Raw genomic sequence first — 13,074 nt, 5'->3', positions numbered from 1 at the left:
GTCCCCCCGCCACCATTGTCGCGCCGCTCCGGCATGCGCCGCGCGGTCTGCCGGAGCACGCTGGTCGTGGAGCTGCCTGTCCCCCGACGGCGGCCGGGCCAGGAAGGACTGCCGCAGATGTTCGCGAGGTTGAGCACCTACCAGGGATCACCCGTCCCCGCGGAGGGGGACCTGGGCGCGCATTCGGAGGAGATCGTCCGGCAGGTGAAGGACGCCCCCGGCTTCCTGGGCGTCTACTACCTGGTCGACCGGGCCACCGGGGAGGCCAAGTCGCTCACCCTGTGGGAGGACGAGCAGAGCATGCGGGACAGCGAGGAGCTCGCCCACCGGATCCGCGAGGAGACCGCGCGCCGGGAGGGCCAGCAGGTCCTCGGGGTCGAGCACTTCGAGGTGGGCTTCAGTCATCTGGGGCCGTAGCGGCAGCATCCGGCGCACGCGTCCGCGCAGGGCGCTGGAGAGGTACGAAGGACGAGGAGCGATGGTCATGGGCAAGCTCTCGATGGACCAGCTGCGGGAACGCGTACGCGGGGCGGTGGTCACCCCCGGCGACGAGACCTACGAGGAGGCCCGCGCGGTCAACAACGCCATGATCGACCGGAGGCCGGCCGCCGTCGTCCGGTGCGCCAACGCCGGCGACGTCATGGCGACGGTCGACTTCGCGCGGGAGAACGGGCTGGACCTGGCGGTCCGCGGCGGGGGTCACAGCGTGCCCGGCTTCGGCACCTGCGACGACGGCGTGGTCGCGGACCTGTCCGGGATGCGCGGGGTACGCGTCGACGCCGCGCGCCGCACGGCGCGTGCCGAGGGCGGCGCCACGTGGGGCGACTTCAACGCGGCGACCCACGCCTACGGGCTGGCCACCACGGGCGGGATCATCTCGACCACCGGCATCGGCGGGCTCACCCTCGGCGGCGGCATCGGCTACCTGTGCCGCGGGCTGGGCCTGAGCTGCGACAACCTGGTCTCGGCCGATGTGGTGACCGCGGACGGCCGGGTCCTCGTGGCGAGCGAGGAGGAGAACCCCGACCTCTTCTGGGCGCTGCGCGGCGGCAGCGGGAACTTCGGCGTGGTGACCTCGTTCGAGTACCGGCTCAGTCCGGTCAGGGACATCTACGGCGGGCCGATGCTCTTCGAGCTGGACGATGCCGCCACCGTGCTGCGCTCCTTCGCCGAGCACATCGCCGGCGCCCCGGAGCAGCTGGGCGGCTTCCCCGCCTTCCAGCTCGCCCCGCCGCTCCCGTTCATCCCGGAGGACCGGCACGGCGATCCCTTCGCCCTGATCGTGGCGTGCTGGGCCGGGCCGCTCGACGAGGGCGAGAAGGCGCTGAAGGCCTTCCACGACTTCGCCCCGGTGGTCGCGGAGCACGTCGGCCCCATGCCGTACCCGGCGCTCAACAGCGCTTTCGACGCGCTCGTGCCGCCGGGCCTGCAGCACTACTGGAAGGCCAATTTCGTGACGGAGCTGACCGACTCCGCGATCGAGGCCCACCTGGTGCACGGTCCGAAGCTGCCCGCCGTGAACTCGACGGTCCACATCTACCCGATCAACGGTGCCTGCCACCGCGTGGGGCCGGACGAGACGGCCTTCGCCTACCGCGACGCCAACTTCGCCACCGTCATCGCCGGGATGTGGCCGGACCCCGCGGACAACGAGGCGAACATCGCCTGGGTCCGTGACTACTACGAGGCCACCGCCCCGCACTCGGAGGAGGGCGGCTACATCAACTTCATGGCCGAGGACGACCAGAGCCGGATCAGGGCCAACTACAAGGGGAACTACGACCGTCTGGCCGAGGTCAAGCGGACGTACGACCCGGGCAACCTCTTCCACCTGAACCAGAACATCCAGCCCGCCGCCTAGAGGGGGCGGCGGTGGCGGGGCGGAACGGTGCGGATGCGGACCGTGTCCGGTTGTGCATATTTTGTCGTAGTACCGGAAGGTCCCGTACGCCTGATGTGCCTGATCGAGGAAGGCCCCCTCCATGAAGCGTTTCCCGGTGGTCGGCGTGCTCTGCCTGAGCGCGGTGTTCGGCCTCAGTGCGTGTTCCGACGACAGTTCCCCCGCCGAGGAGGCCACGGAGGCCGCGGCCGACCTGTGCACCGACCTGAACGCCCTCAAGGCCGACAACGCCAAGCTGAAGGCCCTGAACCCCGCCGTCGCGACCAAGGACCAGATCAAGGACGCCTACGACGCCGTCCAGGAGGACTGGGAGAACGTCAAGGAGAACGCGAGCAAGCTGAAGGACGCGGAGCGCGAGGCGGTCCAGTCCGCCGCCGAGAACCTGAAGAAGGGCTACGAGGACCTGCCGGGCGACACCACCGGCAAGGACGCGCTCACCCAGCTGCAGCCGCAGATCCAGTCGCTGGACCAGGCCACGACGGCCGCGTCGTCCGGTCTCAAGTGCTGACGACGGGGTGAGCGGCCACCGGTCCCCGGCCGACGTGCGCAAGGACCCCGCCCGGTTCTCCCGGCGGGGTCCTTCCGCGCGTCAGGACTCCTCGTCGTCCACGAGCGGCGGCCCCCCGCGGCCCGGTCCGCCCCGCCTGCGGATCCCGATCTTCATCGCGCCGAAGAGGGCCTTGGCGATCACGCCCACCACGACCAGGTCGGCGATCATCTGCACGGTGGTCAGCACCCGTCCGGTCCCGGTCACCGGGACGATGTCCCCGAAGCCCACGGTCGCGAACACCGTCACCGTGAAGTACAGCGCGTCCGTGCGGTTCAGGGCCTCCGAGAAGGTGGCCGGGATGCTCTCCGAGAGCATGACGTACGTGGCGGAGAACACGAACAGGAACAGGGGAACGGCGGTGGCCATGGCTTCGAGCGCCCTCAGCCGCGGATACTCCGCCCGGGTGATGGCGTTGACCTGCCAGGCCGTCAGCAGGCCGAACGCGGCAAGCCCCAGCACGAGCGTCAGGACCGTCAGGACGCCGAACCCGCCCTCCAGGGGAGCCAGGTAGTACAGCGCCGTGAGCAGGGCCGCCGAGCCGGTCGCGCGCAGGCAGTGGCCCAGCAGGACGCGCCGGCGGTGACGGGCTGCGTTGCGTTCCATGCCTTCAGGAGAACGGCCCGGCCCGCATCCTGCGACCGGAGTGCCGGCGTGCCGGCGTGCGGCGGCCCGTCGTCAGCGCGTGAGGTCGTAGAGGCTCCTGCCGACCAGCCACAGGCCGAGGACGAGACAGGCGAGGACGATCGCCGGGTCCTTGTGGTCCGACAGCCACGCCCGCATGCCCGTGAGCGCCAGCGCCGCCCGCTCGGGGGCGAACACCATGAACAGCTCCATCCCCAGGAGCGTGGCGGAGGCCAGAATGCAGAAGCCGAACAGGGCCAGGAACGTACCGCCCTGGGAGAGGTTCGCCTCGATGACGGTGGCGGCGGCCGCGCCGACCATGCCCCATGGCTGCAGGAGCACGGCGAGCCCGGCCGCCGACCAGGCGGACGCCTGGTCCATCCGGGACGTGAGGGCGTGCGTGTCCCCTTCCGCCGGAGACCCCGGCCTCTCGGGGGCCCGGCGGCGGCGGTGCTCGGCGTAGGCGACGAGCCCGACGCCGACGGCCAGTCGGACCACCAGGCCGGCGGTGGCCGGGGGAGAGCGGGGCGGCGGGGGCTCGCCGCCGGTCAGCAGCAGCACGATGGTGATCACGGCGACCAGGCAGCCGAGCCAGGCGAGGATGAAGGCGAGGCCTTTCCACACTCCGCGGGGCGCGGAGACCACCAGTACGAAGGCCATGACGGGCAGCGGGTAGAGCGTGATGATCAGCCCGATGACGATCAGGTCAAGCACCATCGGCTTTTCCCCGTCGGTGTACTGACCCTTCCTCCGGTAACCGGGAAAGGACGGTTCATGCGTCCATGGTTGCCCCGTCACGCTGACGGGTGCAAAAGATGCGCCATTCGCTCCGCATGCGGAGTGTCGGAGCCGCCTGTATCAATGAAGTACCACGTGCATGATCGGAGTCGGGCATGGACGACTATCCACTTCTCAACCTCTTCTGGACGATGCTGTGGTTCTTCCTGTGGGTCATGTGGTTCTTCCTGCTCTTCAAAATCATCACGGACATCTTCCGTGACCACAGCCTGCACGGCTGGGGGAAGGCCGGATGGCTCATCCTCGTGCTGCTGGTGCCCTTCCTCGGCGTGTTCATCTACGTGATCGCGCGCGGCCGCAGCATGCACGAACGGGACGCGAAGCAGATGAAGGAGAACGAGGCGGCCTTCCGCTCGTACGTCCAGCAGGCGGCCGTCAGCAGTGGCGGCGGCGGTGGCGGAGCGGACGAGCTGAGCAAACTCTCCGCGCTCAAGGACAAGGGCGACATCACCCAGGAGGAGTTCGACCGGGCCAAGGCCAGGATCCTGGCCTGAGCCGCACCCGGACCGAGCCGGCGGACCCCGCCCCACCCGGGGCGGGGTCCGCCGCACTCATCCGCGCCCCGGTGGACCGCCCGGACCTGTACCCGTACCCGTACCCGTAGCCGGTCCGGGACCGGCACCGGGACCAGCGCCCGCGCCCGCCCCCGCGCCGTCGTCGACGCGGCCGCCGGCCGCCAGCAGGGCCAGTACGGCGAGCACCACGAGCAGGGTCAGCACCAGCAACAGCACCGTCAGCACGGTCGGGTGGTTCCACAGCGCGAACACGAGCGCGACCACGACCAGCGCACCCACCGTGAGCGCCTGACGGTGTGCCTGCACCCACCGGCCGGTACCGCCGGTGCGCACCCCGTGCCCGGCACCCCAGAGCGCCGCGGAGTCGGCCGTACGGTCGGCCCTGCCGCGCACGCCGCGCGGCAGGCGGCCGGCGCCCGACAGGTAGGCGCCGAGCGCCACGACGATGCCCAGGACGATCGCGGTCCGCAGGCTGACCCGCAGGAACCGCACCAGCGTGTCGAAGACGGCCGCCGCCGCGGCCGGGGACTGGACCTCCGGGGGGAGGTGGTCGAGGTAGTAACGGCGGCCCAGCACCAGGGCGATGGCGACGAGCAGGCAGGCGAAGGCGGCGCACAGCGCGGTGGTCACCAGGGCCCGGCGCCGGCGCCGGGCGAGCAGCACGCCGGCCGCGCCGAGGACGACCGTGAGGACCGGCAGCCAGTTGCCGAGGACGTCGAGGAGGTGGACGGCACCCCTGATCTGCCCCAGCTCGTCGCTCTGGAAGAGCACCATCTGCTTCTTGACCTCGGGGATCTTCTCCGCCGGGGAGACCCCGGCGGCCACGAGCTCTTCCTTGACCTTGTCGACGGCCTCCCCGACGTCGAGGGTGACGGTCCCGCCGTCGACCCCGACCGCACCGCGGCCCTCGCCGGTGAGCGCGTGCACCACGGCGTTGTGGGCGGCGCGGTTGGCCACGGTCCACACGTTCTCGAAGCGGTCGCTCTCGACGAACCGGGTCGCCACCTTGGAGACGACCTGGTCGGCGGCCGAGTCCAGTTGGGGGCCCAGTGCCTTGACCGCCGCGCCCACGCGCGGCGGCAGCCCCTGGGACTCCAGCCACTTCGCCAGGTCGGCCGTGACCCGGGAGCCGTCCACCCGTACGTCGGCCGCCTCCGTGATGCGGTGGACGGCGGCCTCCTCGATCGCCGCGTTCGAGGCGAGCGGCTTGACCGTGGAGACGTACCGGTCGGTGTCCAGCACGATGTCGTGCACCCAGACGGTGAGCAGTGAGATCGGTACGAGGATGCACGTCAGCGTGATCAGTACCGCCGAGAGGGTGCTCTTCGCGATGCGCCCCCCGCGGGATCCGCCGCCCGGTCCCGCGGTCGGGTGCGCGGTCGGCGCCGTGCCGGGCGGGTCGCCTGGGGACGGGGACGGCTCACTCATGGCACTCCCGGGGACGACTGGGCAGGGGCGGGGCGCGGGCTGGACGGCCACGCCCTGCCATTGGATCCAGACCCGTGCCGGACCCGCCTGTTCAGCTGGGCTCTCCAGGTGACGCCGCCGAGGCACCGCCCACCATGCACGAGCTCGTCAGGCGACGGCGCGCAGCGGGCTCAGCGCCGCCGCCCGGCGGGCGGGGACGACCGCCGAGGCCGCGCCGATCACCAGCGACAGCAGGCACACCAGCAGCAGGGTCCCCCACGGGAGGACGAGCGAGTACTGCGCCATCGCGCCGTTCGCCAGCGAGCCGACCGCCCAGGCGCTGAACACCCCGCCCGCCAGCCCCAGCAGGGTGCCGAAGGAGGAGACGATCACGGCCTCCAGCCGGATCATCCGCCGGACTCCGGCCCGGTCCATTCCGATGGCGCGCAGCACACCGATCTCCCTGGTCCGTTCCGAGACCGACATGGCCAGGGTGTTCACGATGCCCAGCGCGCTGATCACCACGCCGATCGCGAGCAGTCCGTACATCAGGGTCAGCAACTCGCCGACGCTGCCCGCGGCCTCGTGGACGAGGGCCGCCCGGTCCTGGACCTTCAGCAGCGGGTTGTCGCCCACCGCGGTGCGCAGCCGCTTGCCCATCGCGTCGGAGGCCCCGCCGTCGTCGGTGCGTACGAGGATCCGCTGGGCGGAGCCGGGCAGGAAGCCGGCGCTGCGCACCTCGCCGAGGTCGCCGAGCGCGTCGCCGGCGACGGGGTTGTCGCGGTACACGCCGACGACCGTGTACGGGCGCGGGTCCCGGCCGCGTCCGATGTGCGCGTCGAGCCGGCCGCCGGCGCCGATCCCCTGTTCCCGGGCGAGGGTCGAGGAGACGGCGATCCGGCCCGGCCCCAGCTCCTTCGCGGAGCCGTCGACGAAGTCGAGCTTCATGACCGCCTCCACGGTGGCCGGGTCCACGCCGGCGATCTGCCGGACCCCGCCGCCGACGAACAGCGACACGTCCGCGACGGCCGCCGCGGTCCGCACCCCGGCGGTGGCGGCGACCCGCCCGACGGCGGCGGGGTCGATGCCCGTGGTGGGGGTGCGGGTGCCGATCACGTAGTCGGCGCCCAGGCCCGCGGCGGCCTGACGGTCCAGGGCCTGCGCGGTGGAGTTCCCGACGACGGCGAGTCCGGCCACCAGCGCAGTACTGATCATCAGGGCGGAGGCGGTGGCCGCGGTGCGCCGCGGGTCGCGCAGCGCGTTCTCCCGGGCGAGGTGGCCGACGGCCCCGAAGCGGCCGGTCAGCCGTCCCGCCAGCCGGATCACCGGTGCGGCCAGCAGCGGCGCGAGCACGATCAGGGCGACGACGAGGACACCGCAGGCGAGCATCGCGTCCTGGAGGTTCTGCGCCGAGGCGTCCTTCGCCCCGCTCAGCGACACCAGCAGCCCCGCGCCGAGGACGAGCAGGACCAGCCCCGCGGCCGCACGGATCCGCGAGCGCGCGGCGGAGGGCGGCTGCTGGACCGAGCGCATCGCCTCGACCGGCGCGACCTTCGCCGCCCTGCGGGACGGCAGCCAGGCGGCGAGCACCGTGACGCCCACGCCGACGCCGAGCGCGGCCACGACGGGCCGCGGGCCGATCACCAACGGCCCGTCGGGCAGGGCGTCCTGCGCGGTGCCGAGCAGCCCGGGCAGCACGGCGGCGACGCCGAGCCCGAGCAGGAAGCCGAGGGCGGAGGCGACGAGGCCGAGGAGCGCCGCCTCGGCGAGCACGGAGCCGGCCACCTGGCGGCGGGAGGCGCCGAGCGCCCGCAGCAGGGCGATCTCGCGGGTGCGCCGGGTCACGAGCATCGTGAAGGTGTTGACGATGAGGAAGGAGCCGATGAACAGCGAGACCCCGGCGAAGACCAGCGGCAGCTTGGTGTGACCCCGCGTCAGGGTGCCGACGTAGAGGGCCTGCTGTGCTGCCTGGGCGGCGCCCGTGGTGGCCTCGGCCCGGTCGGCGGGGAGCACGGCGGCGACCCGGGCGGAGAGTTCGGCCTGGCCGGTGCCGGGCGTGGCGGTCAGGTCGATCCCGGTGTACCGGCCCGGGGCGGCGAACAACTGCTGGGCGGTGGTCCTGTCGAACAGGGCGAGGGTGCCGCCCGCGGTCACCCGGGTGTCCCCGGTGGCGACGATGCCCACGAGCCGCTTGGTCATGACCGGCCCGTCGGTGGCCAGCCTGACCGGGTCGCCGAGGCGGAAGCGGCCGGCGGCGGCGGTGCCGCTGTCGACGGCGATCTCCTCGCCGCTGCGCGGAGCGCGGCCCTCGACCAGCGGATACCGCCCGTCCTCGCCGTTCCCGTCCGGCACGTGGGCGGCGCCGAGGTTCGCCCGGGCCCTGCCCGCCCGCAGCGGGGTGCCGTCCGAGCCGGACAGGGTGGCCGACCCGTCGGCGGTGGGCCGTACGGAGGCGACACCCGGTACGCCGGCCAGCTTCCGTACGAGCGCGTCGTCCAGGACGCCCGCGGGGTCCTCGCCGGGTGGCGCGTCGGGGGAGTGCTTCGGGGTCACGCTGACCGCGATGCCGGCGAAGCTCTTCGACGCGGCGGCGCGGTGGGCGGCGGCGGAGGAGTCGGCGAAGACGAGGGTGCCGGAGACGAACGCGACACCGAGACAGACCGCCAGGACGGTCATGGCCAGACGGGCCTTGTGCGCGAGGACGTTGCGCAGGGCTGTTCGCAGCATGGGGAGCTTTCGGGGTGCGGGGTGAGGGGTACGGGTACGGGCGCGGAGGGGAGGGGAGGGGAGCGGGAGGGGCGGCGGAGCCGTCAGCGGGTGTGGCGGCCCGCGCCGCGCCCCCCGCTCTCGAGTCCGGGCATCCGGTCGAGCACGGCCGCGGAGGTCGGCTCGTGCAGTTCGTCGACCACGTGGCCGTCGGCGAGGAACAGGACCCGGTCCGCGTACGAGGCGGCCGCCGGGTCGTGGGTGACCATCACCACCGACTGCCCCAACTCCCGTACGCAGTCGCGCAGGAAGCCGAGGATCTCGGCGCCGGAGCGCGAGTCGAGGTTCCCGGTCGGCTCGTCGGCGAAGACGATCTCGGGGCGGGAGATCAGCGCCCGCGCCACGGCGACCCGCTGCTGCTGCCCGCCGGAGAGTTCGGCGGGGCGGTGGCCCAGCCGGCCGGCCAGCCCGACCGTGGCGACGACGGCGTCCAGCCAGGCGGGGTCGGGACGGCGTCCGGCGAGCCGCAGCGGCAGCGTGATGTTCTCCAGCGCGGTCAGGGTGGGCATCAGGTTGAAGCCCTGGAACACGAAACCCACCTTGTCCCGGCGCAGGGCGGTCAGCTGCCTCTCGGTCAGCGACGACAGCTCGGTGCCGCCGATGCGGGCGGAGCCGGAGGTGACCGCGTCCAGTCCGGCCAGGCAGTGCATCAGCGTGGACTTGCCGGAGCCGGAGGGGCCCATGACGGCGGTGAACCTGCCGCGGGCGAAGTCGACCGTCACCGCGTCCAGGGCGGTCACGCGGGTCTCCCCCTTCCCGTACACCTTGGTCAGAGCGGTGGCGCGGGCGGCCGGTTCGGGGCAGGGAGAGAGCTGCGGCATAGGGGGACTCCGCCTCGGGTGCGAGCTGCGTCGGTCCGCGCCCCAAAGGGCGGGCGGACCGGGGGACGCATCCATGCTCGCGGCCCTGACCTGCGTAAACATCCTGCTGGAGGCTGGAGTCGAGCTCTGTCCGAGGGAGGGTGCCGGGCCCGTCGGCTCTGCCTTCGGGCCCAGCCGCGGCGCCGCCGCCTCCCTCTTCGGACGGAGGAGGACGTCCGGTGTCAGGGGCCCGTCAGGAGGCCAGGCCCGTGCGGTGGGCGAGGAGGGCCGCCTGCACCCGGCTTGCCGAGCCGGTCTTCTCCAGGATCGCGCCCACGTGCGTCTTCACCGTGCCGATCCCGATGCCGAGCCGTCCGGCGATGTCCTGGTTCGACAGCCCCTCCCCGAGCATCGAGAGGACCTCCCGCTCCCGCACGGTGAGCCGCGCGATCCGCTCGTCCGTGGAGGCCGGGCCGGAGCCGTCGCGGTCGCCGCCGCGCAGCATCCGGGCGATCACCGACCCGGTCACGCCCGGGGAGAGCACGGAGTCGCCGGCGGCCGCCGCCCGCACCGCGCCGATCAGCTCCTGCGGTCCCTCGTCCTTCAGGAGGAAGCCCGCGGCGCCCTCCCGCAGCGCCCTCAGGACGTTGTCCTCGTCGCCGAACGTCGTCAGCATCACCACGCGCGGCGCCGGATCGAGGGCGAGCAGCGGTGCGATCGCGGCCAGGCCGTCGCACACCGGCATCCGGATGTCGACCAGTGCCACGTCGGGCCGGTGGACGGCCGCGAGTTCGACGGCCTGCCGTCCGTTGGCGGCCTCGGCGACGACGTCGATGTCGCCCGCGTGCCGGAGGATCAGGCGGACCCCGTGCCGGATCATCGTCTCGTCGTCGGCGAGCAGCACGCGGAGGGGACGGGCGGGCTCGGTCACGGGATCTCCCAGGGTGTGGCGTCCCGGACCGACGGGACGTCGAACCGGTCGATGGCGATCAGCCGCTGGGCGGCGTCGAAGCAGTAGCGGGCGACGAGCAGGCTGCCGGGCCGCCGCTCGGTGGCGCCGTTGAACGGGTAGATGCAGCCGGCCGTACCGGGCGGGCGCGGCGGTTCGTGGCCGGTGGCCGCGGCCCGCACCGCGCCGTTGTCCTGCACGCCGAGTCCCGCCACCTCCCCGTAGGTCATGCCGACGCGCGGCAGCGGGGCCGGGCCGGAGCGGCCGGACGGCTGGGCGGCGTACACGAAGGCGGTCCCGACGACCATGAGCGCGGAAAGCGCCGCCAGCCCGAAGCCGAGCGTCAGCACCTCGGCGGTCCGCCGCCCGTCGGGCCCCGCGCCCGCCGGGACCGGGCCGGCCGGTGGGCGCGGGGTGTCCGGGCCGCCGCCGCGGGCGGCGGGGCCGGTGGGGAGATCGCCGGCCGCGGGGAGATCGCCGGCCGGTTCGGCCGGCACGGCCGCGTCCACCCGGAACCCGCCGGACGGCAGCGCGGCCGCCCCGAACGTCCCGCCGAGCAGTTCCACCCGCTCGCGCAGTCCGGTCAGGCCGCGTCCGGTGCCCAGCTCCTCCACGGGCGCCGGTGGGCCGGGCCGCGCCCCGTTGCGCACGGTGACCCGCACCTGCGCGCCGTCGTGCACGACCGTCACGGTGACGTGCGCGTCCGGCGCGTACCGGTGCACGTTGGTCAGGGCCTCCCGTACGACGCGGTGCACCGCCCGGCGGACCGGCGCGGGGCGGGCGTCGAGGTCCGGTCCCGTCCACTCGAGGCGTGCCGCGATGCCCCCGTCGTGCGACTGCGCGACCAGGGCCTCGATGTCGGCGCGGGTGCCGGTCGCGTCGGTGAGCGCGTCGGGCCCGGTGTCGCGGGCGAGCGGTCCGAGCACGCCGAGCGCCCCGCGCAGCTCGCGCATGGCGTCGCGGGTGGTGCGCCGCACCAGGACGGCTTCCTCGCGCAGTTCCGGGGCGGCCCGTTCCAGCGCCAGTTCCAGCCCGCCGGCGTGCAGCGACACCAGGCTGAGCCGGTGGCCCACCAGATCGTGCATCTCGGCGGCGATGCGGGACCGCTCGTGGATCCGGGCCTCGCTGTCGGCCAGCCGGCGGGCCCGCTCCGCCGCGTCGCCGCGCTCGCGCAGCGCCCGCAGCAGGCGGCCCTGCTGCCCCTGCGCCGTGCCGACCAGACCGGGGACGATCACGGCGGTCGGCGCGAGCACCAGGCCGAGGGCCAGCCCGTACGCCGCCGACCCCGGGCCGAGCCGAGGGCCGGCCACCGTCGCGCCGACCACGAGGAGGACCGCGGCGGCGGCGAGCAGCCGGGCCCGTCGGCGCGGCCCGGCCGTCCGGCGGGCGACGGAGTAGGCGGCGGCCGCCGTGACGGGTCCGACGGCCGGTACGAGCCCGGTCAGCGCGGCGAGCGACAGGAGCACGGCCCGGGGCCACCGGCGGCGCAGCGCGAACAGTCCGGCGCCCGCGGCGAGGGCGACGAGCTGAAGGAGCGGGTACGGCAGGAACCCGAGGTGGCCGACGGCCCCGTAGACGCCCAGGCCGACGAGGCCGATGCCGGCCGGCTCCGCGACCGGTCGGACGCGGGCGGGGCGGGGCGGAGGGCTGATGGGTACCACGCCGACCAGTATCGATGCCGGATTCCGCGCCGGCATGGACCTTGCGGCCGATCCGCTCTCTGCCGAAAGGCAGAGGGCGGGGGCGGGGCGGGCGGGCGGGCATCAGAAGGGCACGGAGTCGTCCGGTCCGACGATGCCGAAGAGCGCGCCCTCGGGGTCCCGCAGGGTGATCTCGTGGGGGCCGGGCCCGGAGTCCGCCACGGACACGGTGCTGCCGCCCAGCCCGGTCGCTGCCTTCACCGCGGTCTCCAGGTCGGGCACCCGGAAGTGGACCTGCCAGCGCGGCCGGAGTCCCGGGTCGGGGGCCTGCGCGAGCGTGCCGCCGTGCAGGCGGGCCACCGTACGGCCCCCGTGGCGGAGCAGGATGCGGTTGTCCTCCTCCACGTAGGCGACTTCGCAGCACCCGGCCTGGGCACAGGCCCATTCCAGGACCTCGCCGTAGAAGATGGCGGCGTCGAAGGCGTTCCTGGTGCGCAGTTCCAGCCAGGCCGGTGCGGCCTCGCCGCCCATACCCCAGTCGGGGATGGCGTCGCCCTGCCAGATCCCGAAGACCGCGCCGTCGAGGTCGGAGGCGAGCGCCGCCCGTCCCGTACCGAAGGCCAGGGGGCCGACGGCGACGGTGCCGCTGCGCTCCAGGATGCGTGACGCGGTGGCGTCGGCGTCGTCGACGGCGAAGTACGGGGTCCAGGCGACGGGGACGGTGACACCGGCGGGCACGGCACCGAGGCCCGCCACCGGGATCCCGTCGCTGAAGCCGACGGCGAAGCCCCCGCCGAGCCGGTCGTTACCGAAGCGCCAGCCGAGGACTGCGCTGTAGAAGGCCTGGGCGGCACCGACGTCGCGGGCCATGAGACTCACCCAGCAGGGTGCGCCGAACGTTTCGTGACTCGATGTCGACACGCCTGTCATCCCCATCCGCCGGTGCGGCCCGGATGCCCCTCCCACGGTACTCGCGGGAGCTCCCGGGAAACGTCGGCCACATCCTCGTGGCGCCACCGCCCGCCCCCACGCCGACACGCTGACGCGGCCGCGCACCGGCCGGGGAACGTATCGCCCCCGCTGTCGGGCGGTGGCCTTGGCGATGCAGGACGACACGGTGCCGCGCCG

12 protein-coding genes are annotated in these 13,074 nt (G+C 73.9%); 4 read left to right on the top strand and 8 right to left on the bottom strand.

The annotated features are described in order from the left end of the window. Positions 1-117 precede the first annotated feature (117 nt). The 3 genes from IH80_RS0100135 (at position 118) to IH80_RS0100125 (ending at position 2,408) form a co-directional block, all read left to right on the top strand. Entirely contained in the window at positions 118-417 is a 300-nt protein-coding gene (locus IH80_RS0100135) for a hypothetical protein (protein WP_030956582.1), read from the top strand. Positions 418-484: 67 nt separating this feature from the next. Further along, complete coding sequence (locus IH80_RS0100130) at positions 485-1,861, top strand: FAD-binding oxidoreductase (protein ID WP_030956581.1); 1,377 nt, start codon at positions 485-487, stop codon at positions 1,859-1,861. Between the two features lie 121 nt (positions 1,862-1,982). Further along, positions 1,983-2,408: a hypothetical protein gene (locus IH80_RS0100125; RefSeq protein ID WP_030956580.1), complete on the top strand. Its 426-nt coding sequence runs from the start codon at positions 1,983-1,985 to the stop codon at positions 2,406-2,408. A gap of 81 nt (positions 2,409-2,489) precedes the next feature. On the opposite strand, the gene IH80_RS0100120 is transcribed toward IH80_RS0100125, so the two are convergent. Both IH80_RS0100120 and IH80_RS0100115 read right to left on the bottom strand, forming a co-directional pair. Next, positions 2,490-3,053 carry a potassium channel family protein gene (locus IH80_RS0100120; RefSeq protein ID WP_037878413.1) on the bottom strand — a complete coding sequence of 188 codons (564 nt, stop codon included), beginning with the start codon at positions 3,051-3,053 and terminating at the stop codon, positions 2,490-2,492. 72 nt (positions 3,054-3,125) lie between these two features. Continuing rightward, a complete protein-coding gene (locus tag IH80_RS0100115; protein WP_030956577.1) occupies positions 3,126-3,788 on the bottom strand; it encodes a GAP family protein in 663 nt (220 codons plus the stop codon). 176 nt (positions 3,789-3,964) lie between these two features. On the opposite strand from IH80_RS0100115, the gene IH80_RS0100110 reads away from it, so the two are divergent. Then, complete coding sequence (locus IH80_RS0100110; RefSeq protein WP_030956576.1) at positions 3,965-4,363, top strand: SHOCT domain-containing protein; 399 nt, start codon at positions 3,965-3,967, stop codon at positions 4,361-4,363. Positions 4,364-4,420: 57 nt separating this feature from the next. Here IH80_RS0100110 and IH80_RS0100105 read toward each other — a convergent pair whose 3' ends face one another. The 6 genes from IH80_RS0100105 to IH80_RS0100080 all read right to left on the bottom strand — a co-directional run bounded on the left by IH80_RS0100105 (position 4,421) and on the right by IH80_RS0100080 (position 12,816). Next, positions 4,421-5,812 (bottom strand): hypothetical protein, encoded by a 1,392-nt coding sequence (locus IH80_RS0100105; RefSeq protein ID WP_234432067.1) that lies wholly within the window; start codon positions 5,810-5,812, stop codon positions 4,421-4,423. Between the two features lie 147 nt (positions 5,813-5,959). Continuing rightward, a complete protein-coding gene (locus IH80_RS0100100) occupies positions 5,960-8,518 on the bottom strand; it encodes an ABC transporter permease (RefSeq protein ID WP_030956573.1) in 2,559 nt (852 codons plus the stop codon). Between the two features lie 83 nt (positions 8,519-8,601). Then, entirely contained in the window at positions 8,602-9,378 is a 777-nt protein-coding gene (locus tag IH80_RS0100095) for an ABC transporter ATP-binding protein (RefSeq protein WP_030956571.1), read from the bottom strand. Between the two features lie 232 nt (positions 9,379-9,610). After that, the gene (locus tag IH80_RS0100090) at positions 9,611-10,288 is read right to left on the bottom strand and encodes a response regulator (protein WP_030956569.1); all 678 of its coding nucleotides are present in this window, start codon (positions 10,286-10,288) and stop codon (positions 9,611-9,613) included. Further along, positions 10,285-11,967 carry a sensor histidine kinase gene (locus tag IH80_RS0100085; protein WP_234432066.1) on the bottom strand — a complete coding sequence of 561 codons (1,683 nt, stop codon included), beginning with the start codon at positions 11,965-11,967 and terminating at the stop codon, positions 10,285-10,287. Before IH80_RS0100085 ends, IH80_RS0100090 begins: the two co-directional genes overlap by 4 nt. Positions 11,968-12,069: 102 nt before the next feature. Beyond that, on the bottom strand, positions 12,070-12,816 hold the full coding sequence (locus tag IH80_RS0100080) for a VOC family protein (protein ID WP_037878412.1): 747 nt from the start codon (positions 12,814-12,816) through the stop codon (positions 12,070-12,072). Positions 12,817-13,074: the final 258 nt, after the last annotated feature.

Origin of the sequence: Streptomyces sp. NRRL S-378 (assembly GCF_000720645.1) — a bacterium.
Classification (GTDB): Bacteria; Actinomycetota; Actinomycetes; order Streptomycetales; family Streptomycetaceae; genus Streptomyces.
The sequence above is the reverse complement of the archived record's forward strand: the minus strand, read 5'-3'. Positions and strand labels throughout refer to the sequence as shown.